This window comes from Micromonospora sp. NBC_00362 (assembly GCF_026342155.1).
GTDB lineage: Bacteria > Actinomycetota > Actinomycetes > Mycobacteriales > Micromonosporaceae > Micromonospora > Micromonospora hortensis.
Window position 1 is genome coordinate 2,412,569 of sequence record NZ_JAPENH010000001.1, and the last position, 25,777, is coordinate 2,438,345.

Here is a 25,777-nt window from a genome sequence, read left to right on the forward strand (position 1 = left end):
GGGGCACCCGGTCGCTCCCGATTAGCGTCTTCCGCATGACCACGGAACACCCTTCGCACCTGGCCGAGGCGCTGCGCCGTCGCCGCTGGCTGATCTCCGCGTGGCCCTGGCGCGCGCTGGCCTACCTGGTGACCACAGTGCCGATCGCCGGCGTGCTCGGTGTCGGGCTGCTCGTCATCGGCGCGCCCCTGCTGGCCGCCGCCAACAGCCTCCGCCTGCACGGCCGACCGCCGAGCATCGCGCTGATGCTGTTCCTGGCGACCGGCAGCCTCACCCTGTTGGCGTTGGCCCCGCTGGTGAGCTTCCCGGTGGCCGTCGTCGAACGGTGGCGCGTCGGGCTCGTCGACGGCCGTCCGCTGGCACCGTCGCCGTGGCCGGGCCTGGTCGCCCGCTACCGCAGCGCCGCGACCTGGCGGGAGGTGGCGTACCTGTTCTGGCTGGGCGGGTTCGCCCCGGTCGCCTACTGGGTGTTCCTGGTGCTGGTGCTGCTCGACCTCGGGATGATCACCAGCCCCTGGCTGGCCGGCGACGCCAACCAGCCGGTCGTGATCTGGCAGCCGATCGACAGCACCGGGGAGGCCATTCCGTACGCGATAGTGGGGGTGCTGCTGATCCCGGTCCTCTGGTACGCCGTCGGTCTGCTCGCCGCCGTCCAGGCAGCCGTGGCCCGGTGGTTGCTGGCCCACCCGGTGGACGCGGCGGCGCTGCGCGAGGTCACCCGCTCCCGCACCCGACTGGTCGGCGCGTACGAGGCCGAACGCCGCCGCATCGAGCGCGACCTGCACGACGGAGCGCAGCCCCGGCTCACCAGCCTCACCCTCCAGCTGGGGCTGGCCCGGCTGGACGTACCCGACGACTCCCCCGCCTCCCGACCACTCGCCGTGGCGCACGACCAGGCCCGGGGGCTGATGGTGATGCTGCGGCAGCTGGTGCACGGTATCCGCCCGCAGAGCCTCACCGATCTGGGCCTGGCCGGGGCCGTACGCGAACTGGCCGACGCCGCCACCATCCCGGTCGTCGTGCACGCCGACCTGCGCGACGAGTTGCCGGAGATCGTGGAGACGACCGCCTACTTCGTGGTCTCCGAGGCGCTGGGCAACGTGGCCCGGCACTCTCGGGCGACCCGTGCCGACGTACGCCTCACCCGGGCCGGCGGTGATCTCGTCGTCGAGGTGGCCGACGACGGCCACGGTGACGCCGACCCGGCCCGGGGTACCGGCCTGACCGGGCTCGCCGACCGGGTCGCCGCCGTGGACGGCCGGCTGCTGCTGTCCAGCCCGCCGGGCGGGCCTACAGTGGTCCGGGTGGAGTTGCCATGTCGTCGGTGACCCGGGTGGTGCTCGCCGAGGACGAGGTGCTGCTGCGGGAGGGTCTGGTCGCGCTGTTGACCCGCTTCGACTTCACTGTGTGCGCGGCCGTCGGCTCCGCACCGGACCTGCTGACGGCGGCCCGCGACCACAAACCGGACCTGGTGCTGACCGACATCCGGATGCCGCCGGGCCACCGCGACGACGGGCTGCGCGCGGCCGTGGCGCTGCGCACCGAGCGACCTGATCTGCCGGTCGTGGTGCTCAGCCAGTACGTGCAGACCGGGTACGCGGCGGCGCTGCTGGACAGCGGCGACGGCCAACGCGTGGGCTACCTGCTCAAGGACCGGGTCGCCGAGGTCACCGAGTTCGTCGACACGCTGCGCCGGGTCGCCGACGGCGGCACCGCCATCGACCCGGACGTGGTCCGGCAACTGCTGCACCGCCCCCGCGACCCGCTCGCCGCGCTGTCCGCCCGGGAACGCGAGGTGTTGGCGCTGCTCGCCGAGGGACGGTCCAACGCGTCGATCGCCGGGCGGCTGCACGTCAGCGAGGCGGCGGTCGGCAAGCATGTCGGCAACATCCTGCTGAAGCTCGACCTGCCCCCCAGCGACGACACCAACCGTCGGGTGCTCGCGGTTCTCACCTACCTGCGCGCCGACCCGGTGAGCTGACGGGCCGAGATCGGGCCCGACCGCCCCCGGCGTAGATTCTTCTCAGCGGTACCGGCGCCAGGTCAGGGCGCCGACCAGGGAGACGGGGGCACGGCATGGCAAAGGCGCTGCGGGTTGGTCTGCTGGGGTACGGGTTGGCGGGCCGGGTGTTCCACGCGCCGTTGATCGCCGCGACTCCCGGGCTGCGGCTCGACGCCATCGTGACCCGCGATCCACAGCGACGCGAGCAGGCGCGACAGCACTTCCCGGACGCCCGCCTGGTCGACGACGCCGACGAGCTGTGGCGTACCCCGGACGCCCTGGACCTGGTCGTGGTGGCGACGCCGAACCGGCAGCACGTGCCGATGGCGCGTGCGGCGATCGCCGCCGGCCTGCCGGTCGTCGTCGACAAGCCCCTCTCCCCGACCGCCGCGGAGGGCCGCGTGTTGATCGACGAGGCGACCGAGCGGGGGGTGCCGCTGACGGTCTTCCAGAACCGGCGCTGGGACGGCGACTTCCTGACCGTCCGCCGCCTGGTCGAGCAGGGCGAGTTGGGGCAGGTGCTGCGCTTCGAGTCCCGGTTCGAGCGGTTCCGTCCGACGATCAAGCCGGGCTGGCGGGAGCTCGCCGGTCCGGAGGAGGCCGGCGGCGCCCTCTTCGACCTCGGCGCCCACCTCGTCGACCAGGCGGTGCAGTTGTTCGGCAGTGTCGAACGGGTCTACGCGGAGGTGGACCGCCGCCGCGCGGGCGCGGCCGTCGACGACGACGCGTTCGTGGCGTTGACCCACGCCAACGGGGTCCACTCGCACCTGTGGATGGGCGCGGTGACCGCGCAGCTCGGGCCGCGCCTGCGGGTGCTGGGCGACCGGGCCGGCTACACCAGCTACGGGCTGGACGTCCAGGAGGCGGCGCTGCACGACGGTGGCCGACCGGACCAGCCGGGCTGGGGCGAGGTCCCGTCGGACCGCTACGGCCTGCTCGGCGTCGACGGTGACCTGCGGCCGGTGCCGACCGAACCCGGCGCGTACCAGAGCTTCTACGCCCAGGTGGCGGCTGCGCTGCGCGACGGCGCGCCGATGCCGGTGGACCCACGGGACTCCGTCCACACCGTCGAGTTGATCGAGCTGGCCCACCGGTCGGCGGCCGAGGGCGTGGTGCTGCCGGTTCCGACCGCCTGACCGGGTCGGACACCCGACCGGTCGACACCTCCCGCCACCCGGGCTCCCTGACGCGTACGCGAAAACCAGTGGAGCGGCGCCACCGTGCGCCGTTACCGTGCTGCGCAATCAGGTCGTCTAGGCAAGGACGTGCCGTTGTACACCCTGTGAGACCTCCCAAGAGCTGATCTGTCGCGCGTCGCGCAGTTGCGCCGCGCTCCTTTTTGCTGCGGACTTCTCACTGAAAACCGGTGTACTTCTGTGCTCATGAATTGGGCCGTCGTGCCCACCTGCCTACCCATCGTCCGCCGCCGTTGCCACGCGTGCGCGTCCCAACGCCTTCGGGCGAGCGGCAAGTTCCGGGTCAACGCCAACCACAAGATCCTCGACGTCTGGCTTCTCGCGCTCTGCACCGAGTGCGGGGAGACGGCCAAGCTCACGGTCCTGGAACGGATGACCGTGCGTTCCGTTCCACCCGAACTGCTGGACCGGCTCCATTCCAACGACCCGGGCCTGACCGCCGAACTGCTTCAGGATCCGGCCGTCCAGCACCGAAACCGATTCGTCCTGGACTGGGACAACGCCTGGCGTTTCGACACCGGCGGATCGGAGCACCTGGACCTCGACGTGATCGACGTCGTGGTCCGCAACGCGGCACGGATCCCGGTCCGACCGACCCGACTGATCGCGGTGGGTCGCGGTCTGTCGCGGGGCGAAGTCGACCGACTGATCGCGGAAGGGAAGGTCGTTTCGGCGTTCCGGTTGAGCGGCAAGCTCTCCGGGGACTTCACCTTCACACTGAAGCGCTGACCCGCCTCGGGGCCTGTCCGGCAGAACGCCGGGCGGGCCCCTAGTCGGCGTCCTGCTCGGAGGGAGCCTGGTCCGGCGTCCGGGCGTCGTCGTCGGTGAGCGCGTCGTCCGACGTCTTGGGCAGGTTGGCAAGCCGACGCTCGGCCTCCCGGGCCTCATCGTCGATCCTGGGACTCTCGTCGTCGGGACCGTGCGACATGAGGACCTCCATCGGGCGCGACCGGCAGACCTGCGTATACCCGACCTGAGGGCGGAGACACGGAGCCAATCATGCGATCGACGAACCCGCGTCCACGGCGACCGAGTTGTTCACGGCCGAACGTGTATTGGATACCCACTGGACTCGGGCACTCGAGAGGCCATGGCGAGCTGGCGGCTGCCTTGAGTGCCACGGTCGCGACAACTGCTCGCAACTGGATTGGGCGTTGGCGCTTCTGGCCGACGTTGCTTCCGTCATGCTTCAGAAGCGGTGACGTGCGAGTTGAACGTGAACCGCTGTGCGCTTTCGGCGGACCAACGTACCGAGCGCCGGGCCGGTCGGCGGGCGCGCCGGGCTGGAGCCCGGGAGCGTTGCCGACCCGGCCCGGTGCCGGATCAGCGCTGCTTCAGCTCGCGCCAGGATGGGTGGGTGCCGCGCCAGGCGTCGGCGAGGATGGCCGCCGAGGCCCGGCTGGGGCACTGCTGCACCCGCTCACGACCCGACGCCCCACCGATCTGGGCGCGGACCTCCCAACCCTGCCCGTCAGTACGGATGTACACGTCCCTGCGCCCGCGCGGGGTCGTGTCTCCGTTCCACCAGTGTTCCTCCACCTTCATTCGCCGACCGTATAGCAATTCCCGCGCCGAGGGTACGGCGCAGGTATGCCCGGACCGGGGCAAGAGCGACATTCCAGGCGCATTTCGGCCCAACCGTTGACGGTTCGAAACCATAACGGGCGGTTATCCCGCTCCTGACTTGCGAATCAGGAACCCCGCCCCACTGTGCCCCCTCCCCGCAACCCCCGCCCCCAGCCCTTGTTGATCAAGAGGTTCGCGTCACGAATCGCGTTCCCGGTGACGCAAACCTCTTGATCAACGCGAGCCGGGCGGGAGACACGCCGAGGGTGATGCGGTCAGGGTTGGGTTGTCAGGAGGTAGTCGTCGGCTTCGGGGCTCCAGCGCAGGTCCAGTACGCCGGCGGTGGCGGCGGCCTTGCAGAACTGCAGGAAGCTGCGGTAGCCGAGCTTCTTCTCGCTGAAGTCGGGGCGAGCCCGGCGTACCTGGTTCTTCAACCCGGACAACGCCACCGGGTTGCCGCCGCTACCCAGGTCCGCCACGACACCCCGGAGTAGGCCGAATGCCACCTCGCGGTCGCCGTGCTCGGGCAGCGAGACCTCGGGGTCACCCTTCGCCGGGCCCTCGGCCAGCTCGATCACGTTGCGCTCGGCGAGGTGGCGCAGCAGTTCGCCGAAGGTACGGAAGCCGTAGTCGGACTCACTGAAGGTGGGGTCCTTGCGCAGCAGGGTGCGCTTGAGCCGGGACGCGGTGACCTCACCGTTGGCGCTGCCCTGCAACCCGGCGACCGACTGGGCGACGAGTACGGCGAGGGCGTCCACGTCGCGGCCGGGCTCCTCCCCCGCCGGCCGGCGGTCCACCTCCGGCTCGTGCTCCCGCTCCGGCTCGGGTGGACGTTGCTCCGCACCGGCCTGCCGGGTGGCGGGACGGGCGCGGCGACCACGGGCCGGCGGGATGTCCACACCCTCCAAGCGGTCGTAGTACAGGAACTCGTCGCACGCCGGGGGAAGCAGCCCCGAGGTGGAACCCTCGACCCCGACGCCGATGACCCGCTTGTTCAGCTCGCGCAGCTTGTGCACCAGCGGGGTGAAGTCGCTGTCACCACTGCAGATCACGAAGGTGGAGATGTAGTCGCGTTCGAACGCCAACTCGATGGCGTCGACGGCCATCTTGATGTCAGCGGCGTTCTTACGGGACGCGCCCATCCGCTGCGGGATCTCGATCAGCTCGACGTGGGACCGGGTGAGCATCCGGCGGTCCTCGTCGAAGTAGGACCAGTCGGCGTACGCCCGGCGGACCACCACCCGACCTCGTTCGGCCAGCGCGTCGGCGATGGGCCGGAAGTCAAAGGCCGCGCCGCCGCGATGGTCGCGCGCGCCCAACGCGAGGTTCTCGTAGTCGAGGAAGAGGGCAATCCGGTCTTCTTGATCCACGCGGATCAGCCTACGCCCGGCATGAGCTGGCCGGGGCGGGCGACGCGCGACACCTCAACTCGACGACCGTCCATTTCTTGCGGCCTGATAGTCGTTTATTTTCGTTGTTCGATAGGCGTCTTGCAGTGCCCTGTCCGGTGCTGCATCATGGCGATCAATGTCGGGCGTTGGGGGGAACGCCGGGCGGACCTCCACCACCACCCACCCAGGAGGGTCACCGATGTTTCGCAGCCTCACGCCGGCGCGGGGACGCCCCGGCCGGCCCAGCGGCACCGCCGTCGCGCTCGCGGCCGGTCTCGCCGTGCTGGTCGCCGGGCCCACCGCGGCCGCCGCCAGTCCACCCGCGTCCGCCGGCGCGCAGCCGGTGGTCACCCGGGCCGCACTCGATCCGGCGCTGGTCGCCGGACGCGGCGCGGACGTCGACTTCCTCGAGCAGGAAGCGGAGAACGCCCGCACCAACGGCGAGATCATCGGACCCGACCGGACCGCCTACACGCTGCCCGCGGAAGCTTCCGGCCGCCGGGCGGTCCGGCTCACCCCCGGCGAGTACGTGGAGTTCGTCCTGCCCAGCGCGGCGAACGGGATCACCGTGCGGTACAGCATCCCGGACGCGCCGCAGGGCGGTGGGATCACCGCCCCGCTGAAGGTCGCCGTCAACGGCAAGCACCTGCGCACCATGACGCTCACCTCGCAGTACTCGTGGCTCTACAACCAGTACCCGTTCACCAACGACCCGCAGGCCGGGCTGCTGCACCCGGACTGGTGGATCACCGAGTGCCAGTGCGTGCCGTCGGCCACCACGCCGTACCCGAGCATCGACAAGCCGTTCCGGCCCACCCACTTCTACGACGAGCAGCGGCTGCTGCTCGGACGTACCTACCGGGCCGGCGACAAGGTCCGGCTCACCGCGCCGCCCGGTAGCGCCGCCGCCTGGACCGTCATCGACCTGCTCGACTCCGAGTTGGTAGCGCCGCCGCACGTCCGGCTGCTCGCCGCGAACGTGCTCGCCTTCGGCGCCGACCCCACCGGCCGGCGGGACTCCGCCGACGCGCTGGACCGGGCCATCACCTTCGCCCGGCGCGCCCACCTCAAGGTGTACATCCCGCCGGGCACCTACCAGGTCAACAGGCACATCATCGTCGACGACGTGACCATCGAGGGCGCCGGCAACTGGCACACCACCATCAAGGGCCGCGAGGTCGCCCTGCCGACCCCCGCACCGGACGGCTCGGTGCACACCGGGGTCGGGTTCTACGGGCGGGACGCCGCCGACGGCGGCAGCCGTAACGTGCACCTCTCCGGCTTCGCCATCGAGGGCGACGTGCGGGAGCGCATCGACACCGACCAGGTCAACGCGATCGGTGGGGCGATGAGCGACTCCACCATCGACGGGCTCTACCTGCACCACACCAAGGCGGGCCTGTGGTTCGACGGCCCGATGCGCAACGTCCGGGTCACCAACAACATCATCGTCGACCAGATCGCCGACGCGCTCAACTTCCACACCGGCGTGACCGACTCGCTGGTCGCGCACAACTTCGTCCGCAACACCGGCGACGACGGCCTGGCGATGTGGTCGGAGAAGACGGCCAACGCGCGGAACACGTTCGACCACAACACCGTGCAGTCACCGACCCTGGCCAACGGCATCGCCATCTACGGCGGCACCGACACCACCGTCTCGCACAACCTGGTCGCCGACCCGGTACGCGAGGGCAGCGGCCTGCACGCCGGGGCCCGCTTCGGCGCGGAGCCGTTCACCGGGCACCTGCGCTTCACCAACAACACCACCGCCCGCGCCGGCACGTACGAGCTGAACTGGAACATCGGGCTGGGCGCGATCTGGGTCTTCGCCCTGGATCGCAGCATCGAGGCGCCCATCGAGGTGACCGGCGACGCCTACTTGGACAACACGTACAACGCGATCATGCTGGTCAGCGACTGGCCGGTGAAGGATCTCTACTCGATCTCCGATGCGCGCTTCCGGGACGTCCGGGTCGACGGCACCGGCACCTCGGTGGTCAGCGCCCGCGCCGCCGGGTCCGCCTCGTTCGCCAACGTGGACGCCCGCAACGTCGGGGCGGTCGGCGTCAACAACTGCGGATCGTTCCACTTCACCCCGGCCGGTTCCGAGTTCACGCTGACCGACCTCGGCGGCAACGACGGCGGGTGGCTCGCGCCGTGGCTGCTGCCCAACACCATCACCTGCGACGACCGGCCGCCCGTGTCGCCGCCCCCGCCTCCCGCGCAGTGGTGACAGCGGTGGGCGGCCCGATCGCTCGGGCCGCCCACCGCACACAGATCAGCGCGTCCTGACGTACGCCAGCGGCACGGTCGAGGACTGACCGTGCCATCTGCCGCCCAGCGTGCCCCTGGCCGGCCCGTCGGCCCCGGCCCCCGGCCGGCGCACGACCACCAGCTCGACGGTGTCGGTGTCGATGAGCGTGCGGTCCTCGTCGACCACCCGTCGCACCGCGCCGACGGCCGGCACCTGGGCGTCGGCGGGCCCGTCGACGACGACGGTCACCGTCGGCTCACGCACCTCACGCCGACCGTCGACCTCGAAGTACTGCTCCGCCTGGCCGCTGCCGGTGAGGATCGCGTGGGCGAGCGCGGCCGCGTACACCGGGTCGACGCAGCCGTCGTACACCCAGCGCCGGCCGAGCACCGAATGCTCGGTGGTGCCGACCAGCCAGCCGTCCGCACCGTCGAGGGGCGCGGCGCGGTAGGTGAGCGGAACATGGTGGACCGGCCCGTCGGCGGCGCCGACCAGCATCGTCTCGATGCCGACCTCGCCGGCCGGGTCGTCGAAGCGGTAGGCGCCCCGGCTCACCACCTCGACGCCGGTCGGTCCGGCGAACCACTGCCGGCCGGGCAGCCAGGCCGTCAGCAGGTCCAACTTCGTGGGGTGCAGGGTCGCCCTGTGCAGCAGTGCCATGACGGCAGCCTAGTCAGAGGCCCGCACACTGTTGCCCGCCGATCGTGCAGCTCTCCGGCTCCCGGGCGTTGGGCCGGCTGTCGCGGACGTCGAAGCTGATCGTCTGGGATCCCCCGGCCGCCACGGCGGCTCCGGTGAAGGTGATCACCTGTTTGTCCTGTCGCCAGTTCGCGCCGTCGACGTCGTCGACCGTGGTGCCTTCGGCGAGGGTGACGACCACTGCCCAGTCCGCCACCGGGGCGCCGCCGGGGTTGCGGACCACGATCTCGCCGGTGTAGCCGAACAGCCGGTCGGAGTCGGTCTCGTATCGGGCGGTGACGGGCGCCGGTGGTGGAGGTGGAGGTGGCGCGGCCGACGCGGGTGTCCGCGAGGGCTTCGCCGACGGGGTCCGACTCGGCGAGGTGGTCGCCGAGGCTGTGGTCCGGGAGGGGCGCGCCGAGGGGGTCGCCGTGGGGGCGACTGTCACTGGGCCGGCCGTCACGGTAGGCGACGCGGTCGCGGTCGGGGCGGGCGCGGCGGCCGGCTTCGGGTCGGGCGGCAACGTCACCCATGCCGTCGTCCCCGCCACCAGCACGGCACCCGCGACAACGGCGACGAGCGTGCGACGCCGACGGGGGTTGCGGCCGGCCCTGCCGCGTACGCCGATCAGCGGCAGTTCCGCGGTCATCCCACCGTCGGCCCCGCGCAGGTCGACCTGTTGGAAGGCGAGCCAGTCGAGGATGGCCGGCAGCCGTACCGTCAGCGCCTGGCGGAGCTGTTGCTCGCGCGGCTCGTGCTGCTCGGCGGACCACGCGCCGTGCGTGCTGACCTCCCGTAGCTCCAGTCGGCAGCCCTGCTTCGTGGTCGTGACCGCGCAGGTCAGCTCGCTGAGCCGGCCGGCCTCGTCGCAGGCCAGCACGAGCAGGTCCGGCTCCTGCCGCTCGGTCACCTCGACCTCGACGTTGGCCTCGAAGCCGGGCAGGCCGGCGGTGTGCAGCAGCATCCGGTCCGGTACGCCCTCGACCATCTCGGCCTCGGCGAACCACCGGCCGAGCAACTCCCGATCGGTCAGGGCGCGCCAGACCCGCTCAGCCGGGTGGGACAGCTCGACCTGCGCACCGATCTCGATCACGGCGAGACTCTAACGGGTGGCCGGCCCGGCCTGTCCCGCCCGCCCGAGCCGCTGGCCGGCGTCCTGGTCAGCCCCAGCGGCTGGACCGCTCGACCACTGTGGCCAGCGCGGCCCGGGCGTCGGCGCTGACCTCGGCGACCACCTGCGAAGCCGGAACGTCCCGGGCCAGCGGATGCGCCTGCCCGGCCCACAGATTGGCCACCGATGCGTCAGCGTCGCGCCGGGCGGCGGCGAGCAGGGGACGTGTCAGGTGCAGCACCTGGGGGTAACCGCTCGGTGCCACCGAGTCGTGCTCGCGCAGGAAGTCGTTGGCCACGCCACGGGCCCGCTTACCGGTGAACGCCCGGGTCAACGCGGTCGGCGCGGCACTGGCCACCGCGGCCCGGTGCATCGGCGAACTGCCCGCCTCCGGGCAGCGCAGGAAGGCCGTGCCGAGTTGCGCGGCGGCGGCGCCGGCAGCCAGCGCGGCGGCCACCGAGGGGCCGTCGACGAGGCCACCCGCGGCCACCAGTGGCCGGTCACAGCGGGCGGCGGCCAGCCGGAGCAGCGGCAGCAACCCGTAGTCGTCGTCGTCCGGCAGGCCGCCGCGATGCCCACCGGCCTCGGTGCCCTGCACCACCACCGCGTCCACACCCAGGTCGGCAGCGGCGCTCGCGGCGTCCGGGCGGGTGACTGTGGCCCACACCTCGGTGCCCCGCTCGCGCAGCGCGGTCACCGCCGCCCGGTCGGGCAGACCGAACACGAAGGACACGACCGGGACCGGGTCCGCGAGCAGCGCGGCCAGCTTCTCCGGGTACGCGTCGTCGCCGCCCACGGGCTCGCCCAGGCTCACGCCGCGTTGCGCGGCCTGCGGGGCGAGCCGTTGCGCGTACGCCCGGACGGCGGCCTCGTCGACGCCGCCGGGGTCGGGCAGGAAGAGGTTCACACCGAACGGCCGATCGGTACGCGCGCGGACCTCGGCGACGTCGGCGACCAGCCGGCCGGTGTCGATCATCCCAGCGGCGAGGAAGCCCAGCCCACCCGCGGCGGACACGGCGGTCACCAGCGCGGGCGTGGACGGGCCACCAGCCATCGGGGCGGCGACGATCGGGTGGCGCAACATGGACAGGACGGACATCCCCCCATCCTGCCGCAGGGCCGGTCCGCTCACCGGCGCGCGGTGTGCCTCCACCGCAGCACGCCGGCCAACCCGAGCAGGACCAGCACCGTTCCCGCGCCGAGCGCCAGCGGCCAGGTCCGCCCGCCCTCTCCACCGCCGACCTCGCCGGCGGCCGGACGGACCGCGGTGGGCGACAGCGGGCCGACGGACTCCGTGGAGGGCGCTGCGGTGAGTGTGGTGGCCGTGGCCGGGTAGCGCAGGATCGTCGAGCGGGTGCCGGCTGGTTGACCGGCGGACTCGGAGACGGTGAGCAGCGACCGGCCGTCGCGACTGTAGGTGATCGACTCGCCCTGGGGCTCGTCCGGCAACGGGGTGATCCGCGGGGTGCCGGTGGTCAACGCGCGGACCACGTCGCCGTCGGGCACGTCGTACTCGAAGGCGTCGGCGTAGCTGCGCAGCACCACCCGCCGTCCGTCCGGTGCGCTCGCCGCGCCGGTGATCACCCCGCGCCCCAGGAACGAGAACGGGTTGCTGGTCGTGGTCGACGGCACTGTCACCTGGCCGAGCGCGGTCAGCGGTGTCGACGCGTCCGGCCGCAACGCGGTGGCCGGCGCGTACAGGAAGACAGTGCCGCTGCCGCCCTTGGTGACGATCAGCGGCCGACCGGACGCGTCGAGCAGCAGCGCCTCGGCGTCGTGCGGACGGTCCGGGTAGGTCATCCGGTGCAGCACCGGCTGCTTCGCCCCCGGCCCGAGCCGCCATACGCCGACGGTCGACCGGGAGCGGTCGTTGTCGCCGATGTCGGCGACCCAGACGGTGCCGTCCCGGCCGATGGCGAGGTCCTCGGTGTCGCGGGGCCGGGAGGGGAAGGAGACGGCGCGCACCACAGCGCAGCGCTGGTCGAGGAAGAAGATCCGGCGGCGGGCCTCGTCGTCGGCCCCGTCGTTGATCACCACGTACCCGTCGTCGGTGGCGACCATCCCGGAGATCTCGCGCAGCCGGTCGTCGCGCACCTGGCAGACCGGCGTCCCCGCCGCCGCGGCGGCCGCCGTGGCAGCGCCCGGCGCCAGCACCACGGCCGGCGGCAGCACGCCCGCGAGCATCGCGGTCACCACCGCCCCCGCACGAGCGCGCCGCCCCCAGGTCAACCGTCCACGTACCCGCATCGCCCACCCTCCTCGTCGTGGCCGTGACCGGCCACCCGCCCATCCTGGCCGATCCCGGCCACGGCCGACGGTCATCGGGGGGACGCGCCGGGTTCCCTGGTCGATGTACTGTCGCTCCGCCTGATCTTCACGCCGGAGGGTGGCCATGTCCGTGAGCGACACCGCGCCGGCCACAGGGTTCGGACGGCGGTTGCTGCGCCGCCTCGGCCGCCCGGCCGGTGGCGCCGCCGTCGCGTGGGTGCCGCTCGCCGCGGTCGTCTGCGGCCTCTTCACCGGCGCGCTGGCCAGCCGGGCCGCCTGGGAGACGTCCCGACCGCAACCCGACCGGGCCGAGGCCGCCGTCATCCTCACCGACGTCTTTCCCGGCCACGACCTCGGCGAGATCGACACCCCGCCGGCGCTCTTCGTCGTCTACGGGCACGCGCTGCGCCTGGGGACCGTGCGGACCCTGGTGTTCGGTGACGGCGGCGAGTATCAGGAGAGCGCCACCGGCGCCGGCGCACTCGGCGCGCTGACCGCCCGACGTGGCGACACCATCCTGAACGCCTCGATCTCCTCGCAGACAGCCGTCGACGCCAGTTACCTCTCGGTCGAGCTGCACCGCGCGCCACCGCCCCTCGTGGTCCCCGCCGGAGTGCTCGGCACGGTACTGGGCGCGGTGGCCGGTTGGCTGGTCTTCGGCTGGGTCACCCGACGCACCGAGGGCGGCCGTAGCCGTGGCACTGTGAACGGCCTCATCGGTGTGGCCACTGTGCTGTGGTGGCTGCCGGTGCCGCTGGCCGCACCACAGCTGCTGCACCACCACCTCGGCGAGCCACACCCGGCCTGGCACCCGTACTGGGAGTGGCTGGGCCAGCCGGCGGCGTCGCTGCTCTTCCTGGTCGGCGCGGTGTGTGTGCTGCTGGCGCTGGGGGTGGCCGCTGGCACCCGCCGGCACACCACCCCCGGGGCGACGACCGACTGACCGAAGCTGTCGTACCCGTGGTCCATGATCGTGTCGTCGCAGCGGCGCCGGGAGGGGCCGACATGCGCATCACCCTGGGGATTCGATGGTGGGAGGGCGTGACGTGACGGACGCCGACGGCGCCGGATGGCGACGGCGCAGCGTGCTGGCGGTGGTGCCACCCGCCCGGCCTCGCAAGCTGACCAAGGTGCCCTTTGTCGAGCTGGCCGACGGGCGGTTGCAGGGCGTTGTCTCCAGCGGGTCGGACGTCGAGCGGGTCTACGTCTCGTCGGTCGCCGCCGGCACCCACGCCTACCAGTGCAGCACCAACAACAACCGGCCCTGCGGCGGCCTGCGCGGCGCCCCGTGCAAGCACCTGCAGGCGCTCACCGATGAGGCTCTGCTCCAATACGGCGTCGACCGGGTCGCCCGTTACCTCCGGGTCGACGTCGGCGACGGGGTGTCCGGCGGCACCGACCTGCTGGCCCGGCTGAACGGCCAGCCCGAGCCGGCCTCGGCTGCGGTGGTGTTCAGTCGCTTCCTGCGTCACCTGTCCTATCTGGAGCTGCCGGGGAGTACGGCCACCCTGCCCGAGCTGCACTGGTTCCCGGCCACCGGGGCGGGCCGCTGATGCGCGGCGTTCAGGTCGCACGGCTGCGCGAGGTTCCGGCCGGGTTGGTCGACACGCTCGAGGTGGTAGCCGGTTTCGACGACGCTCTCGCGGGCGGCTTCGGCCGAGTCGGCGAACGGGGTGCGACGGCGCTGGCCGCGTTCGCCAGCGCGCTGGCCGGCACCCCGCTCGTCGACCCGGTGGCCGCCGCGGTCGACGCGGTCGTCGCCGGGTCGGTCACCCCGGAGCACATCGCCGCGCTCGCCGGGGCCCGTTCGGCGTTGCTCGGCGCTGCGCACGACGCCCTGCTCGGGCAGCTCGACACCGCGCTGGGCCGGGCCCGCTCACCATGGACGGCGCCGGGCATCAGGCCCGCCGAGACCCCGTCCGCCCTGGCCGGTGCACGGGCGTGGTGGCACGAGGTGGCGGTCACTGGCTGGCACGGCGTCGACGACGAGCTACTCTCCGCCGCCGCCACGGTGATCGAGGCGACCCTGGCCGTTCCGGAGCTTCGCCGCATCGCGGTACTGCTCGACGGTTTCGCCGCGGAGCTGCGGGCCTGCGTGCCGATCGCCACCATGACCGAGGTGCCGGCCCGCCGGTGGGCCGATCTCTGGGCCCGGGGCGTGCTGCTCACCGAGGGCGTGCCGCCGCCCGGGGAAGCGCCACTGGTGTCCGGGCGGCTGCTGCCGCTCGGTGTGGACGTGCACACCCACGACACGGCCGTGCAGGTTCAGTTGCACGCCATCCTGGAACCGGCAGGCGACGGACCGACGCGGCTGGTGCGCACCGCGGTCGCCGCCGCGAAGGTGGACACCATCATCGGTCCGGCAGTCTGGCGACTGCTCTCGGGGCACCCGTCGCTACTCACCGCGTTGGCCGAGGGGCGGGCACTGACCATTACCGACCTGCCGCTGCACGGCGGCGACCTGGGCTGGGCCGACGATCGGGTCCGGCTCGACGAGCCTGCCGACCCGTTCGCCACCGCCCGGGTGGTGTTGCCCGCGGCGAGTGCGGCAGCGACCGCTCCGCTGGATCGCCACCCGGCGGGCATCGCCGAGCCGGTCCTCATCGAGGGCACCCCGGTGCGCGACGACGACGGCGGGCTCGCCGTCGAGGTGGACGGCGAACGGATTTCGCTGGCCGTCGACCGACTGCCGGCCGCCGGTCCGCTCAACGCCGACCTGCTCGGTGCCGCGTCGGCCCTGCTGGGTCTGCTGCGCTGGGACGACGGTCAGTGGCAGCTCCAGCCGTTGGCGGTGTCCGCCACTGTGAAGCGGCGGGCCGTGCAGGCGCACAACGGCGACTGGGCGTGCGGCGTCACGGATCCGAAGATCGCCAAGGAGGAGGCCCGAACGGGCGACGCCGTGGCCGTGCTGCGCGAGCGCGCGGGACGGTTGCTGCGCCGATGAACGCGCCCATCCCCACCGGCGGGCTCGCTGACGCCAATCGCCGCCAGGTCCTCTACTGGCGATTGCTGTCCCGCCTGTTCGACAGCGACGAGCAACCCAGCCTGGAGTCGGCGAGCATGGCCGTCGTCGACGACCTCGATCTGCCAGCCGCACTGCTGGACCCGGCGGTCTCGGTGGACACCATCGTGCAACGCTTCCCGGCGCTCACCGCCGAGCTACGCGGGCTGCTCACCCCCGACGACGCCCGGACGGACGACGACGACGACACGGCCTACCGTCCGGGTGCGGCCGAGGTGCGCCGGGCCGCGCTGGTGTCGAAGGTGCTGCTCAACGTGTTCGCCACCGGCTCCGGTCCGGTCAGCGCCACCCAACTGGCCCGTTGGCAGTCCGACGCCGGCTGGTTCGAGCAGGCTCTCGGGGGCGAGCCCGGTGACCTCCGCCGCCAGGGCGGCGAACTGGCTGCCACCCTGGGAGGGCTGGAGGGCGACCTGGTCCGGCGGATGCACCTGCGGGAGGTGTTGGCGAACCCGACGCTGGCCAACAGGCTGACGCCGAGCATGTCACTGATCGAGCAACTGCTGCGCGACAAGTCCAACCTTTCCGGGGTGGCCCTGGCCAACGCCAAGGCGCTGATCCGGCGCTTCGTCGACGAGGTCGCCGAAGCGCTCCGGACGCAGGTGCAGCAAACCAGCGTGGGGGCCCTGGACCGCTCGGTGCCACCCAAGCGGGTGTTCCGCAACCTGGACCTCGACCGCACCATCTGGCAGAACCTGACCAACTGGAGCCCGGAGGACGAGCGACTCTACGTCGACAGGCTCTACTACCGACACACCGCCCGGCGCACCACCCCGGCTCGGCTCATCGTCGTGGTCGACCAGTCCGGCTCCATGGTCGACTCGATGGTCAACTGCACGATCCTCGCGTCGATCTTCGCCGGGCTGCCGAAGGTGGACGTGCATCTGGTGGCCTACGACACACGGGCACTGGATCTCACCCCGTGGGTGCACGACCCGTTCGAGGTGTTGCTGCGTACCCGGTTGGGGGGCGGCACCGACGGCACGGCGGCGCTGGCGCTGGCCCGACCGAAGATCGCCGAGCCGAAGAACACCGTGCTGGTGTGGATCTCCGACTTCTACGAGGTCAACAACCAGGCGGTCTTCGACGGTCTGCAGGCCGTCCACCGCTCCGGTGCACGGGTCATCCCGGTCGGCTCGGTCAGCAGTTCCGGGCAGCAGAGCGTCAACCCCTGGTTTCGGCAGCGCCTCAAAGACCAGGGCACCCCGGTCATCTCCGGCCACATCCGCAAGCTCGTCGTCGAGCTGAAGAACTTCCTCACCTAGGAGACCCACCCCTCATGTCCGAGATGCTGCGCGCCCCCGCCGAGGTCACGTACGCCGACGAGCTGGATTTCCTCGAGTCGGTCGACACCGGCCCGAAGCCGTTCTCGTGGCGCCTGAGCCCGCGCATGGTCCGGCTGTTCGTCCTCGGCTCGGAACGGGCCGACGGCCTGTCCCGGGAGATCCCGCAGAAGTGGTTCGGCGACCGCAGTTTCGTCGAACGCGCCATCGTCACCCTTGCCTCGGACCGTGGCCTGCTGCTGATCGGCGACCCCGGCACCGGCAAGAGTTGGCTGGCGGAGCTGCTGGCCGCCGCGATCTGCCGCAACTCGACCCTGGTCGTGCAGGGCACCGCCGGTACGACCGAGGACCACATCAAGTACTCGTGGAACGTGTCCATGGTGATCGCCAAGGGGCAGTCCCGGGAGTCGATGATCCCGTCACCGATCATGACGGCGATGGAGCGCGGCGTGGTCGGCCGCTTCGAGGAGCTGACCCGCTCCACCAGCGACGTCCAGGACGCGCTGATCTCGATCCTGTCCGAGAAGTACGTCGCCATCCCCGAACTGGACCAGGACAACATCGTCTTCGCCCAGCCCGGCTTCTCGATCATCGCGACGGCGAACAGCCGCGACCGGGGCGTCAACGACCTCTCCTCGGCGCTCAAGCGACGGTTCAACTTCGTCCGCATACCGGTGGTGACAAACAAGCGCAGCGAGGCCGAGATCGTCCGCTTCCGCACCGAGGAGCTGCTGCGCCGGCACCGCATCGAGCTGGACGTGCCGCCCACCCTGCTGGACATCCTGTTGCAGAGCTTCGCCGACCTGCGGGCCGGCGCCGCCTCGGCGACCAGTGACGACGAGAAGCTGGAATCGGCGCTGTCCACCGCTGAGCAGATCGGTGTCCTGGAGGACGCCATCCTGCACAGCCAGTTCTTCGGCGACCGCACACTGCGCGCCGCGACCCTCGCCGGGTCGCTGGTCGGCTCGCTGGCCCGCCGCAGCCCGGAGGACCTGGCGATCCTCAACAAGTACCTGCACGGCGTGGTCGAGCCGCGGGCGCGCAAGGACGACGACGGGTGGGCGGGCTTCCTCGACGGCGGTCGCCAGGCGATCGCGTCCCTGTCGTGAGCGCACCCACCGTCGCCGGTGCCTTCGGCGCGCTGCGCGAGCAGCTCACCGACGCGGCCGCGGCATTCGCGGGCAGCCCCGACGCGCTCGGCGCGATCCTCTCCGGGATGGTCGAGGACGTCGACCGCGCACTCGGCGAGCGGCTGGAGATCTTCCCGGTCTGCCACCACTCGCCGGCCTCCGCGCTCGCCATGGTGCGCCGGCTGCGGGCCAAGCAGCCCCGGGTGATCTACCTGGAGTTGTGCGAGGATCTGCAGCCCCTGCTCGGAGAACTGCGCAACTCCGCCTCCCGGTGGCGGTGCAGGCGTTCGCCTCGGAGCTGTCCGGCTTCCCCGCCGACTGGGGGCCGCTCAGCGTCGTCGCGCCGGTGACCGAGGCGTCGGCGGAATACCAGGCCATCGCGTACGCGCTGGAGACCCCCGGCGTCGAACTGGTGCTGGTGGACCGCTCCACCGACCACGTCTTCCAGTGGTCACCGAGGGACCAGCCCACCTCCGACGCGGGCCCGGCCGCCGAGGGCGGCGACGTCGGGACGGCCGCGGACACCGGCGAGGAGTCCGCGCTGCACGGCGACGCCGTCGGGGTGGAGATCGGTGACCTGCGACCCCGGTTCGCGGAGTTGGAGGCGTACCTGCTGCACCACGGCAAGGTGCGGCACTGGTCGGAGTGGTGGGACCAGTACATCGAACGCCCGCTGGCTGACGCCGACCACGACACCTACCGGCAGGTGATGGTGCTGATCGGCAGCCTGTTCCGGCGGCTACGCCCGGCCGGCTCCGACCGACTGGACCGTGACGAGGACCGCGAGCGGTACATGTGGACCCGGATGCGTCAGCACCTGGCCACCTCCGGCGTCGACCCGACCGACTGCCTCTACGTCTGCGGCGCGTTCCATGCCGCCAGCCGGGTCGAGCAGTTCGGGTTGGGCTCCACGGCCGACGATTTCGAGATCACCCCACGCACCGGTACCCGCTGGCGGTACGGGCTCATCCCGTCCAGCCACTCCGCTATCGAAACGCAGTTCGGCCTGGCGCCCGGCTCTGTCTCGATCGCGGCGGCGACCTGGACGAAGGCGGTGAGCCGGCACGGGCTGTCCCCGTACCGGCTGGACGGCCAGCGCACCTCGAGCACCCGGAGGCGGCGGGGTCAGGCCCCAGCGACACCTTCCCGCGCCGCCGAGCCGGTCAGCGACCGGCTCACCGGCTTCCTCGCCGCGCCGCCCGACCTGAACGGCCTGGACGAGGCGGAGCTGCGCGGCTGGTGCGTCGACATCGTCCGGTTGGCCCGGCGTAACGGGTACCTGGCCAGCACCGCCGACGCGATCGCCGTCTTCGAGACCTCGGTCCTGCTGGCCGGGCTGCGCAACCGGGCCCGACCCACCCCCTACGACTTCGCCGACGCGGCGGTCACCTGCATCGAGAAGGACGTGGTGCCGGGCCGGCGCGACGTCCGGCGGCTCTGCGAGATCCTGCTGGGCGGCGACCGGCTCGGTCAGGTCGGCTACGACGCCCTTCCGCCGTTGGCCCGCGACGTGCTCGACCGGCTTCAGCCACTCGGCCTGGCCCTGGAGAAGCGAACCGTCCAGCGGGCGCTGCTGGATCTGGCCGGCCAGCCGGAGCTGGCCCGCTGCTCGGACCTTCTGTGGATCCTTCGGCACCTGCTGCCCCCGGACGCGGTCCGTCCGATCATGGGTGAGCGTCGGCTCGGGCACCGCTCGATCCAGGAGAGCTGGGACCTGGCACTCGGCCGCAACCAGCGCGCGCTGATCGAGCTGGGCTACGAGGGGGTGACCGTCGAGCAGGTCCTGGAGCAGCGGCTGCGCCGGGCGGTCCGCGGCCCCGACGCCACCGCCGCCGGTGCGCTCACGGCCGTCGAGGACGCCATCCGGCTGCTCGACAGCCCGCGACTGGTCGACGAGTTGGGCGCCCGGGCGGTCGACCTGCTCGCCGCCGAGCGCACCGTCGACGACGCCCCGGACGTCCTGCGCCGCGTCCGTCGCCTGCTGGCCCACTACCGGGCCACCTCGTCGACCCTGCCGGCCTGGTGCGAGGCGTTCGTGACCACCGGATACGCCCACTACTGCACGCTGCTGCCGACCGCCATCGCCGCCGAGGAGACGGAGGTCCGGCAGGTCGCCGCGATGCTCGGCTTCCTGTTCTCCATGGAAGGCCTCGCCCTGTCGCTGGGTTGCGACCGGTCCCAGTTGGAGCTGGCGGTGGCACAGGCGCACCCGATCGCGCCGCCGAAGGTCGCCCTGCTCTGGGCGGGTCAGCACCAGCTCGGGCTGCTGCCGCTGGCCGAGCTGCGGGCCCGGTGCGCCGAACTGCTGGGCAATCCGCTGGTGCTGCCGGCCTTCCCGCAGTATCTGGCCGGCTTCGTGCACGCGCTGGAGCCGGTGCCCGGGCTGGCGCCGTTCGTCGTCGAGACGATGTCGAACGCCTTCGCCCGGCTGCCCGACCCGGTCCTGCTGCCCTGGCTGCCCACCCTGATCTCGACCCTGCGGGATCAGGGGCCGGAGCTGGTCCCACTGCTGGTCCGCGAGGCGGGGCGCACCTTCCCGACCGCGCTGCCCGAGCTGGATTCCTGGGTGCCGCCGTGGGTGGCGCCCTCGTCACCAGCCCGGCCGGTCACCGTCGCCGCGCCGCAGCGATCGGTCGGCGCGCTGCTCGCCGCCCACCCGGAGGCGGTCGACGCTGTCGCGGCGCTGCTCGGCTGTCCGGGCGGGTGGCAACCGTTGCCCGATCCGCCCACTGACCGATCCGCGTTGTCAGCCCTGCTGAACGGGCACCCCGACACCGCCACGGCGGTGGCCACGCTCCTGGGGGTGTGACCGGCCTCGACGTCCAGCGAGGACCGCCGAGGGTTACCTGTCGGTGCGCGGACCGGTACGGTCCGAGATGTCCACGGTCACGGCAGGCCCCGACGACGGCGCCCCCGCCGGGCCCGGCGCCCGGCGCCGCCAAGCCGGCCGGCCATGGAAAGGGGCGCAGGGTGCGGATCAAAGCGGGGTTGTGTGTCGCGGCGCTCGTCGCGGCGGGACTGACGGTCGGCACACCGGCCGCCGCCACACCGGCCGCCGCCCCGGTGGCCAGCGCCACAGTGGTGCCGATCCAGGTCACCGGTGATCCGGCGACGCGGTTCAACCTGGTGCTGCTGGGCGACGGTTACACCGAGGCCGACCTGCCCACCTTCCGAGCACACGTGGACCGGCACCTCAACACCCTGTGGACGATCGAGCCGTTCAAGTCCTACCGCAGCTACTTCAACGTCTACGCCGTGGAGATCGTCTCGGCGGAGTCCGGGGTGGACTGCGACCCCGGCCTGTCCGCGCCGCGACGCGACACCGCGCTGGGCATGGGCTTCTGGGGTGGTTGCAACCCGGCGAGCGTGCAACGCCTGCTCACTGTCGACGGCACCGCCGCTAACGCGTACGCCGACCTGGCCGGCGGCACCAACCCCGGCAACCGGCAGTTGATCGCGCTGGCCAACAGCGGCACCTACGGCGGGGCCGGCGGCAGCAACGCCACCGCCTCCGGCGGCAACGCCCTCTCCGCGCTGATCAGCCCGCACGAGCTGGGGCACTCGCTCGGTGGCTTGCAGGACGAGTACGACTACTACGGCCGTGGGGTGCCGGGCGACACCTACAGCGGGCCGGAACCGGACTCGGCGCACCACACCGTGTTGACCGAGCGGCAGATGCGCGACACCCGGGCCAAGTGGTGGCGCTGGCTCGGTGAGCCGAGCGAGTCGGGCGGAACGATCGGCCGCTACGAGGGCGGCCTGTACCTCCAGCGTGGGGTGTGGCGACCGAGCCGGCACTCGATGATGAAGTCGCTGGGCTTCTACTTCGACCAGGTCGGCCGCGAGCGGATGACCGAACGGATCGCCGCCCGGGTCGGCATCGTGCAGGGCGGCACGGCCACCGATCAGGCGGTGGGCGCGGACCGACTGCTCTGGGTGGACACCCTGCACCCGGTGAGCCACGCGCTGACGGTGACGTGGTCGGTGGACGGCAGTGCGGTGCCGCGCACCGGCAACGCCCGCCATCTGGACCTGCGGAAACTACGGCTCTCCCCCGGCCGGCACACGGTGACCGCCACGGTGACCGACCCGACGGAGTTCGTCCGCGACCCGGCGATCCGCAGCTCACCGGCGCTGACCCAGACCCGTACCTGGACAGTGGACACCACGGTGCGTACCCCGGTGGTGGAGTCGCCGCTGGCGATCACCGCGTCCACCGCGACCGACCGACCGGTCGGCGCGCAGGATGTGGTGTACGTGCGGACCAACCAGCCCACGGATCGGGCGCCACGCGTGCGCTGGACCCTCGACGGCCGGCCGGTGGCCGACACCGGCACCGACCGGGACGTGGACCTGTCCGCCCTGCGCCTGTCGCGGGGCACCCACCGGCTGACCGCCCGCGTCAGCGAACCGGCCACCGGGAAGGCGGTGACCCGCACCTGGACGGTCGACGCGACACGGCCCGACGTGGCGTACGCCCTCTCCGAGCCGCTGCTCACCGTTACCCGGCCCGGCCGACCCACCGAGTACGTGTACAACGGCCCGTTCAGCATGGGGTTGACCGGCACCGACGACGGCACCGGTCAGGTCACCTCGGAGTTCCGGCTCGACGGCGACGGGTGGCACAACTACTACGGTTGGCCCACCGACGCCCGATCACCGTTCCTGTTCACCGCCACCGGCACCGACGTGGACGGTCTGGTCTACGGCAACCTCGGCTCGGGCGGCCTGTCCGTGTCCCCGTTCGCCGAGCGGACTCCCGGGTACGGCCGGCACCGCGTCGAGTACCGGGGCATCGACGCCGTCGGCAACATCGGGCCGGCCCGCGCGTTCGTGGCCACGCTGATCCCGCCCCCACCGGACTGCACCACAGTGATCACCGGCCGGCACGCCGGCCCGCTGACCGTCACCGCCGGTGTCACCTGCCTGCGCACGGCCACGGTGACCGGCCCGGTCACCGTCGCGCCCGGCGCCGCCCTGGTCGCCCAGGGCTCCTCGATCGCCGGAGACCTGACGGCGTCGCGCGCCGCTGCCGTCGAGGTGCTGAACACCGAGGTACGCGGCGCGGTGGCGCTGACCGGCACCACCGACCACGTCACGATGGTGGGGGCCCGGGTGGCCGGGCCGCTGGCGCTGACCGGTACCGCGTCGGCGCCCATCCTCGCCGGCGGCCAGGTGGGCACGGTGGCCTGTTCGGGTGGCCCGACCCCGGTCGATCTGGGGGTGCCCACCACGGTACGAAAGCCCACCGCGGACCAGTGCCGCCGGGCGTGACGCCAGACCCACTCAAGGTCCGCGCAACTACCGGGACAGTGCTGCTTCCGCTGCCGCGGAGGCAGCACTGTCCCGGAAACTGCCCAGATCTTGGCCGGCGCGGCGGCGTGAGTGCCGCGCCGGCGGGTAGGCAGCGGCCCGGCGGCATGTCGAAACCCGCCGGGTGGGAGGCTCCGATGAGCACGTACCGGGATGAACAGGGCGACACGTTCCCTCCGCCGGAGGCGGATGCCCTTGAGCAACGGCAGGACGCGTTCGACGTCGGGCCGCCGGACCGGGTGTCGGGCGACGTGGACCCGGAGGCGGCCGAGGCCGACCTGGCCGAGCAGGGCGCCTTCCCGGCGGGCACGCTCGAGGAGGTGACGTCGCTGCCGGCCGACGCCAACCCGGCGGACGCCCTCGAACAGCGCCAGGAGATCCCGGCCCGCGACGAGGGGCGTCGCACCTGACAACGCCCGTTCCCGCCGGCCCCGGCCGGCTCAGCCCGCAGCGCCGACCAGCCGGCTCAGCCGCGACGCCGACCAGCCGGCTCAGCCGGCGACGCCGACCAGCCGCCTCAGCCGCGACGCTGACAAGCCGCCTCAGCCGGCGACGACCTGCCAGAGGAGGAACGCGTTGAGCGCGACCACCAGCACGGCCACCAGTGACGCGGCGGCGGTGGTGAGCGGGTGGTTGACCAGGTTGCCCATCAGGTCGCGTCGGCGGGTGAAGGCGACCACCGGGATCAGCGCGAACGGGATGCCGAAACTGAGGATGACCTGGGACAGCACGAGCGCCCGGGTCGGGTCGAGGCCGATGGCGAGCACCGCCAGGGCGGGCAGCAGGGTGACCATCCGACGCAGCAGCAGCGGTACCCGCCGACGCAGGAAGCCCTGCATGATCACCTCTCCGGCGTAGGTGCCGACGCTCGTGGAGGCGAGCCCGGAGACCAGCAGGGCGACGGCGAAGCCGAACGCGGCGGCGGTCCCGATGGTCTGACCGAGCCCGGCGTGCACGCCCTCCAGGCTGTCCGCACCGCCCGGGCCGCCGCCCCGGAAGCTGGCCGCGGCGATCAGCAGCATGGCGAGGTTGACAGCGCCGGCCGCGCTTAGGGCGAGCAGCACGTCGGTGCGCTGGCCGCGGAACAGGATCCGACGCTCGGTGTCGTCGGCGGCGGGAATGCGGTCGCGGGTGAGCGCGGAGTGCACGTAGATGACGTGCGGCATGACTGTCGCGCCGAGGATGCCGGCGGCCAACAGCACGCTGTCCGTGCCCTGCAGACGGGGCACCAGACCGGCCATGGCCGAGGCGGGGTCGGAGCCGGAGGCCAGCAGGTTGGCGGCGAAGGCCAGCACGATCACCCCGAGCAGGACGGCGATGACGACCTCGAAGGCGCGGTACCCGCGCGAGCGCAGGGCGAGCACGGCGAACGCGGCAGTGCCGATGATGATCCCGCCGGGCAGCAGGGGGATGCCGAAGAGCAGGTAGAGGGCGACGGCACCACCGATCACCTCGGCCAGGTCGGTGGCCATGGCGACCAACTCGGCCTGCACCCACATCACCCGGTTCACCGGCTTGGGGAGGCGTTCCCGGCACAGCTCGGGCAGGCTACGCCCGGTGGCCAGACCCAGCTTCGCGGTGAGCGTCTGCACCAGCATCGCCATCAGGTTGGCCACCACCACGACCCAGACCAACAGGTAGCCGTAGCGGGCGCCGGCGGCGGAGTTGGTGGCGAAGTTGCCGGGGTCGACGTACGCGACGGCGGCGACGAACGCCGGGCCGAGCAGGATCAGTCGCCCGCGTACGCGGCCCCGGGCACGGGCGGCCTGTAGTGGAGTCGCCCTCGACGTCGTCAGTTCGTTGGTGACCATCGAACACCTCCCCGTCCACGCGGATCGCTGCCGGTCCCTTCCCCTCGGGCTGGCCCTTGGGTGCCAACCGGTGGCCTGCCGGTGCCACCGGGGTCGGCCCGCCACGCCGGGCACGGACCCGATGCGCAGCCAGCGAGCGCGCGGCGCGCCGGACGAGACGCGCCGTGCCCGAACAGAACCTGCCGCGCGGGCTTGACAGCCGGGTGAGTCACCGATGAAGCTGTCTATTAGTCCTACTGTCGTAGGACAACAGGAAGGATCATCGGGAGTGATCGAGTTCGTACTGGACAGCCGGTCGAAGGTGAACACCTACATGCAGCTCGTGCAGCAGGTGAAACAGGCGTTGCGGGTCGGCCTGCTGACGCCGGGCGACCAGTTGCCGAAGGTCCGGGACGTCGCGCAATCCCTGGCGATCAACCCGAACACGGTGCTGAAGGCGTACCGGGAGTTGGAGATCGAGGGTCTGGTCGGTGGCCGACCCGGGGTGGGCACGTTCGTCCAGCGCACGCTGGCCAGCGCGTCCCTGCCCAACCAGGCCGAGCTGCGCGACGACCTGGTCGCCTGGCTGCACCGGGCGCAAGCGGCCGGTCTCACGGCCGAGGACGTCATCGCCCTGGTGGAGACGACGTTGCGCGCCACCCTCGCCGACGACGCCCCGCAGAAGGAGCCCGCGTGAGCGAGCAGAGCGAACGAACCATCAGGCACCGCAAGCGCTCGCGCGACCGCGAAGCGATCGCGTGAACGGAACGAGA

General features: G+C 72.3%; 21 protein-coding genes and 1 pseudogene. 14 read left to right on the forward strand and 8 right to left on the reverse strand.

The features are described from left to right. Positions 1–35: 35 nt before the first annotated feature. From OG992_RS10975 to OG992_RS10990, 4 genes are all read left to right on the forward strand, one after another. Positions 36–1,328, forward strand: coding sequence for a sensor domain-containing protein (locus tag OG992_RS10975; protein WP_266303153.1), 1,293 nt, complete (start codon positions 36–38; stop codon positions 1,326–1,328). Then, complete coding sequence (locus OG992_RS10980) at positions 1,316–1,981, forward strand: response regulator transcription factor (RefSeq protein ID WP_238686329.1); 666 nt, start codon at positions 1,316–1,318, stop codon at positions 1,979–1,981. The genes OG992_RS10975 and OG992_RS10980 overlap by 13 nt, the downstream gene beginning before the upstream one ends. 95 nt (positions 1,982–2,076) lie before the next feature. Further along, a complete protein-coding gene (locus OG992_RS10985; RefSeq protein WP_238686330.1) occupies positions 2,077–3,138 on the forward strand; it encodes a Gfo/Idh/MocA family oxidoreductase in 1,062 nt (353 codons plus the stop codon). A 246-nt stretch (positions 3,139–3,384) separates the two neighbouring features. After that, positions 3,385–3,927 carry a DUF1062 domain-containing protein gene (locus tag OG992_RS10990; RefSeq protein ID WP_266303154.1) on the forward strand — a complete coding sequence of 181 codons (543 nt, stop codon included), beginning with the start codon at positions 3,385–3,387 and terminating at the stop codon, positions 3,925–3,927. 40 nt (positions 3,928–3,967) lie between these two features. On the opposite strand, the gene OG992_RS10995 is transcribed toward OG992_RS10990, so the two are convergent. From OG992_RS10995 to OG992_RS11005, 3 genes are all read right to left on the reverse strand, one after another. Beyond that, a complete protein-coding gene (locus tag OG992_RS10995; RefSeq protein ID WP_266303155.1) occupies positions 3,968–4,126 on the reverse strand; it encodes a hypothetical protein in 159 nt (52 codons plus the stop codon). A 395-nt stretch (positions 4,127–4,521) separates the two neighbouring features. Beyond that, complete coding sequence (locus tag OG992_RS11000) at positions 4,522–4,743, reverse strand: hypothetical protein (RefSeq protein WP_030335934.1); 222 nt, start codon at positions 4,741–4,743, stop codon at positions 4,522–4,524. A gap of 296 nt (positions 4,744–5,039) precedes the next feature. Then, positions 5,040–6,134: a PIN domain-containing protein gene (locus OG992_RS11005; protein ID WP_238686333.1), complete on the reverse strand. Its 1,095-nt coding sequence runs from the start codon at positions 6,132–6,134 to the stop codon at positions 5,040–5,042. Positions 6,135–6,354: 220 nt separating this feature from the next. Here OG992_RS11005 and OG992_RS11010 point away from each other — a divergent pair, with 220 nt between their 5' ends. Then, a complete protein-coding gene (locus OG992_RS11010) occupies positions 6,355–8,391 on the forward strand; it encodes a glycosyl hydrolase family 28-related protein (RefSeq protein WP_238686334.1) in 2,037 nt (678 codons plus the stop codon). A gap of 45 nt (positions 8,392–8,436) precedes the next feature. On the opposite strand, the gene OG992_RS11015 is transcribed toward OG992_RS11010, so the two are convergent. The 4 genes from OG992_RS11015 to OG992_RS11030 all read right to left on the reverse strand — a co-directional run bounded on the left by OG992_RS11015 (position 8,437) and on the right by OG992_RS11030 (position 12,448). Beyond that, positions 8,437–9,072 carry a hypothetical protein gene (locus OG992_RS11015; RefSeq protein ID WP_238686335.1) on the reverse strand — a complete coding sequence of 212 codons (636 nt, stop codon included), beginning with the start codon at positions 9,070–9,072 and terminating at the stop codon, positions 8,437–8,439. A gap of 13 nt (positions 9,073–9,085) precedes the next feature. After that, positions 9,086–10,183 carry an SRPBCC domain-containing protein gene (locus OG992_RS11020; protein WP_238686336.1) on the reverse strand — a complete coding sequence of 366 codons (1,098 nt, stop codon included), beginning with the start codon at positions 10,181–10,183 and terminating at the stop codon, positions 9,086–9,088. A gap of 67 nt (positions 10,184–10,250) precedes the next feature. Continuing rightward, complete coding sequence (locus OG992_RS11025) at positions 10,251–11,300, reverse strand: nitronate monooxygenase (RefSeq protein WP_266303156.1); 1,050 nt, start codon at positions 11,298–11,300, stop codon at positions 10,251–10,253. Positions 11,301–11,329: 29 nt separating this feature from the next. Then, entirely contained in the window at positions 11,330–12,448 is a 1,119-nt protein-coding gene (locus OG992_RS11030) for a hypothetical protein (protein WP_266303157.1), read from the reverse strand. A 151-nt stretch (positions 12,449–12,599) separates the two neighbouring features. Between OG992_RS11030 and OG992_RS11035 the strand changes: the two genes are divergently transcribed. From OG992_RS11035 to OG992_RS11070, 8 genes and pseudogenes are all read left to right on the forward strand, one after another. Further along, a complete protein-coding gene (locus tag OG992_RS11035) occupies positions 12,600–13,412 on the forward strand; it encodes a hypothetical protein (protein WP_266303158.1) in 813 nt (270 codons plus the stop codon). 142 nt (positions 13,413–13,554) lie between these two features. Continuing rightward, positions 13,555–14,022: a hypothetical protein gene (locus OG992_RS11040; protein WP_266305190.1), complete on the forward strand. Its 468-nt coding sequence runs from the start codon at positions 13,555–13,557 to the stop codon at positions 14,020–14,022. After that, positions 14,022–15,413, forward strand: a complete 1,392-nt coding sequence (locus OG992_RS11045; protein WP_266303159.1) for a hypothetical protein — start codon at positions 14,022–14,024, stop codon at positions 15,411–15,413. Before OG992_RS11040 ends, OG992_RS11045 begins: the two co-directional genes overlap by 1 nt. Further along, positions 15,410–16,753 carry a VWA domain-containing protein gene (locus tag OG992_RS11050; RefSeq protein ID WP_266303160.1) on the forward strand — a complete coding sequence of 448 codons (1,344 nt, stop codon included), beginning with the start codon at positions 15,410–15,412 and terminating at the stop codon, positions 16,751–16,753. The genes OG992_RS11045 and OG992_RS11050 overlap by 4 nt, the downstream gene beginning before the upstream one ends. 14 nt (positions 16,754–16,767) lie before the next feature. Continuing rightward, a complete protein-coding gene (locus tag OG992_RS11055; RefSeq protein WP_091401268.1) occupies positions 16,768–17,880 on the forward strand; it encodes an AAA family ATPase in 1,113 nt (370 codons plus the stop codon). Then, positions 17,877–20,710, forward strand: a pseudogene (locus OG992_RS11060) (DUF5682 family protein). Before OG992_RS11055 ends, OG992_RS11060 begins: the two are co-directional and overlap by 4 nt. Before the next feature lie 161 nt (positions 20,711–20,871). Continuing rightward, entirely contained in the window at positions 20,872–23,175 is a 2,304-nt protein-coding gene (locus tag OG992_RS11065; protein ID WP_266303161.1) for a M64 family metallopeptidase, read from the forward strand. Positions 23,176–23,351: 176 nt separating this feature from the next. Further along, positions 23,352–23,624 carry a hypothetical protein gene (locus OG992_RS11070; protein ID WP_238677066.1) on the forward strand — a complete coding sequence of 91 codons (273 nt, stop codon included), beginning with the start codon at positions 23,352–23,354 and terminating at the stop codon, positions 23,622–23,624. A 132-nt stretch (positions 23,625–23,756) separates the two neighbouring features. On the opposite strand, the gene OG992_RS11075 is transcribed toward OG992_RS11070, so the two are convergent. Then, a complete protein-coding gene (locus OG992_RS11075) occupies positions 23,757–25,025 on the reverse strand; it encodes an Nramp family divalent metal transporter (protein ID WP_238686344.1) in 1,269 nt (422 codons plus the stop codon). A 268-nt stretch (positions 25,026–25,293) separates the two neighbouring features. Between OG992_RS11075 and OG992_RS11080 the strand changes: the two genes are divergently transcribed. Continuing rightward, entirely contained in the window at positions 25,294–25,701 is a 408-nt protein-coding gene (locus OG992_RS11080; protein ID WP_112678633.1) for a GntR family transcriptional regulator, read from the forward strand. Positions 25,702–25,777 lie beyond the last annotated feature (76 nt).